The sequence below is a fragment of the Prosthecobacter sp. genome, from assembly GCF_044373815.1.
GTDB lineage: Bacteria > Verrucomicrobiota > Verrucomicrobiia > Verrucomicrobiales > Verrucomicrobiaceae > Prosthecobacter.
In genome coordinates, this window is sequence record NZ_JBIPNG010000578.1 from 1 (window position 1) to 3,661 (window position 3,661).

Annotated in this window: 2 protein-coding genes; one reads left to right on the top strand and one right to left on the bottom strand. The window is 59.2% G+C overall.

Annotated elements, in window-relative coordinates:
* A partial coding sequence (locus ACIREA_RS28495) for a hypothetical protein (protein WP_397385712.1) occupies positions 1-1,889 on the top strand: 1,889 nt, incomplete at its 5' end.
* A 2-nt stretch (positions 1,890-1,891) separates the two neighbouring features.
* Here ACIREA_RS28495 and ACIREA_RS28500 read toward each other — a convergent pair.
* On the bottom strand, positions 1,892-3,478 hold the full coding sequence (locus tag ACIREA_RS28500; RefSeq protein ID WP_397385713.1) for a ribonuclease E/G: 1,587 nt from the start codon (positions 3,476-3,478) through the stop codon (positions 1,892-1,894).
* Positions 3,479-3,661 lie beyond the last annotated feature (183 nt).

Below are 3,661 nucleotides of genomic sequence, written 5' to 3' on the forward strand. Positions count from 1 at the left end.
TGCTGGACTCACGTCTGGTTGAGGCGGCGGTGAATGCCAGGCTCGCCCTCGGCACTCCGCAGAAGCATCCGGCCAATCCACTTTTTCAGGCGGACAAACCGTGGGAGAATTCGATGAACAACCTCTATCCCAATGTGATCTGGGACGAGGATGAGCAGATCTTCAAACTCTGGTACAAGTGCGTTCTGGCCGACAAGGAAGTGATCGCGCAGATGGATCAGCCCAGCACGGTGCATGATGTCGGCTGGTATCTGCTCTACGCCACCTCCAAAGATGGCGTTCGCTGGGACAAACCTGAACTGGGCCTGCACAAGTTCGCCGGCAGCAGCGCCAACAACATCGTGGCCCGTGACTGCCCCAATGTCGGCGTGTTCAAAGACCTTCACGATACCTATCCGGCACGACGCTACAAAATGGTGAGTGATGTCGGGCTCGGCAAACCGCAGGTGCGTTTCTCAGCCGATGGCATTCATTGGGGCGAGGCTCTGGCCGCCCACGGCTTCGGCGCACAGAACGGTGACACCCATAACAATGCGTTCTGGGATGAACGCAGCGGCAAATACCTGTGGTTCACCAAACTTTACCTCGGAGAGCGGCTGGTCTCGCGCTTCGAGAGTGATGACTTCCTCACTTGGAAAAATGATGGCCTCGTGCTGCGCTCCAGCCTGGCAGAAGGCCGCTCCAGCCAGACTTACTGCATGCCGGTGTTCCGCTACGGCAGCATCTATCTGAGCTATGTGATGATGTACCACGTCGGCAGCGGCCGCTCGGTCGATTGTGAACTGGCGTGGAGTCACGACGGCCTGCAATGGCAGCGCGTCGCCCCCGGAACGCCGTTCATCCCACGCGGAGCGAAGGGCAGCTACGACAGCGAATGCATCTACGCGATGGCCGGCCCACCCATTCTGAGAGACGGAAAGCTCATGATCTTCTACGGCGGAGACGACTTTCCCCACACCGGTTGGAAGCGTCATTGCCTGCCCTGTCTGGCGACGCTGCGGCCGGATGGATTTGCCGGCTACACGCCCGTCGAGACCGGCAAACCCTCCCATGTGCTGACTCGGGCGCTCCGGCTGACATCAGAGCCGGTGTGCATCTCTGCCGACGTGGCCTCTGGTGGCAGCCTGCGTGTCCTGGCCGTAGATGAGCAGGGTAAAGTCTTGGATGCAGCAGAACCTGTTTCAATGTCCGTGACCGATGCGGCGCTGAAATGGAACAAAGGTGCATTGCCGGCCCCGACTGCGCGCTTCAAAATCGAACTCGACCATGCGGTGCTGTACGCCATCAGCGGTGGCGATTTGGTGCATGAGCAACTGCCGCGATCAGAAAACCCGTTGAAGGCGCCGACGCGTGTGATCCACCCCACCGCGACACAGACGATTTCCTTCGATGCCGATGCCCAGGGCTGGAAGGGCGTCGATCAACTCGAACATCATGCCGCTGGAGGCGTGAAAGGCGGTTACATCCATGTTTCGCGCAGCGGCAGGGCGCTGCCCATCGCCCTCTCTCCAGTGACGGCCAAAGAATCACCACTCGCGGGTGACTGGAACCAGATCATCGGCGGCAAAGGTGCCGAGATCACCTGCCAGGTGCGTTCAGCAAAGGCGGGGGGCCGTGTGATGATCGAGCTGTTTGCAAATGACATCGCGCAGTGGCAGTTCGAGACGCAGACCACTTTTTCTCCTGAGTGGAGCAAGGCGGCAGCCACTCTGCGCTACGACTGGGATGATGCCGAAGCGCTGGCCGCAGGCTGGAAACGTGCGGCCAACAGCTTCTCGTGGTCGGACACGATTCAACACATCGGCAAGGTTGTGATCGTCCCCGGCGCTGCTGGAGCGCAGGGGAGTTTCGACCTGGATGAGTTGAGCGTCAGCGGATCAGCCCGCTGAGATCAGGGGCGAACTTCTTCGCCAGTGGTCGCATTCGTCAGCGTGATCTGCTCGCGGTGGAGTGCAGGATCGCTGCGGAATGTGAGACGCGCCTGATACTTGCGTTCGAGATCGACCAGCAGTTCACCATCTTCGGTCTTGAGGCGGGTCATCACCTCGGGATGCACGATGACGATGAGGCTCTTCTGATCTTCCTTGGCACGACCCAGCACCGAGACAAGACGGCGCTGAAGCTCCACGCTCATGGTGAGCGGCGTCTTGACCTGGCCGTGGCCTTTGCAGTACGGGCAGGGTTCATAGAGCGTGGTGCCGAGGCTTTCATTGAGACGCTGGCGGGTCATTTCCATGAGACCAAACTGCGAGATGGGCAGGACCTGAGTCTTGGCCTTGTCACGCTTGAGGTGGTCGAGCATCAGCTTGTACACAGCCTGCTGGTCGCGGCGGTGTTTCATGTCAATGAAGTCCACCACGATGAGACCACCCATGTTGCGCAGGCGGAGCTGACGCGCGACTTCGGCGGCGGCTTCGAGATTGGTTTCGAGCAGGAGTTTATCGACGTCCTTGTGGCCTTTGTTGCGGCCGGTGTTGACGTCAATGGAGACGAGAGCTTCGGTCTGGTCGATCACGATGTAGCCACCGCAGGGCATCCAGACCTGGCGGTAGAAGGCGTTGTCGATCTGCTTTTGAATGCCGTAGTGCTCAAAGATGGCGCTCTGGCCCTGGTAGAGATTGATGCGGCGCTTCGCACGACCGGAGATGTGAGCAGCCATGCGCTGCATGCGCTCGACGGTGGCGGCGTCATCGCAGGCGACTTCATCGATGTCCTCGGTGAGAAAATCACGCACGGTGCGCTCGACGAGATCAGGCTCCTGGAAGCAGCAGACCGGGGCGTTCTGGCCGTCGCGCTTGGCGACGATCTGGTCCCACTCGTCGAGAAGGATGTTCAGATCGCGCACGATGTGGCGCGCACGCTTGCCGGAGGCTTCGGTGCGCAGGATGATGCCCATGCCTTCAGGCAGGCTGATTTTCTCGATGATCTTGCGGAGACGTGAGCGCTCCTTCGGATCTTCGATCTTGCGCGAGATACCACAGGTGTCGTTCAGCGGCATCAAGACCAGCAGACGTCCGGCGAGAGAAATGTTGGTGGTGACGCGCGGACCTTTGTTGCCCACGGGACCTTTGGTGACCTGCACCATGATCTCCGAACCGATCGGGTACAGAGTGGGAATGTCCTTGGCTTCAATGCGCTTTTTCTTTTTGCTGCCTCCACGATTGATCTCCTCCAGACCGGCATCCAGCGCGGCCGGAATGGCGTCCCAGAAATGCAGGAAGGCGTTTTTGTCGAAACCGATGTCGATGAACATGGCCTTGAGACCCTGCTCAATGTTGCGGATGCGGCCTTTGAAGACGCTGCCAATGAGGCTCTGGGTGCCGACGCGCTCGATGTTGTATTCTTCGACGACGCCCTTGTCGAGCAAGGCGACGCGGTTCTCCAGTTTCTCGCAGTTGATGACGAGACGCACACCGCTTTTGATGTCGCGTTTACCTGTAAGCAGTTCTTTGATTCTTTGAACGAAGGTCAATGCCATAATATAAAGTCTCCCTGAAAATGTGATGCAGCTCTTCAGCGAAAGAGCTTGCGGAAAAATCCGCCGCCGCTGGGAGCGGAATCGGATGGTTTGGTTTCCTGGGAACCTCCCCGGTTGAAAATACCGACCCTGCGCACTGGCACGGCCTTGGGCACGTTCTGTCCGGAGCTGGCTCCGGCTGAT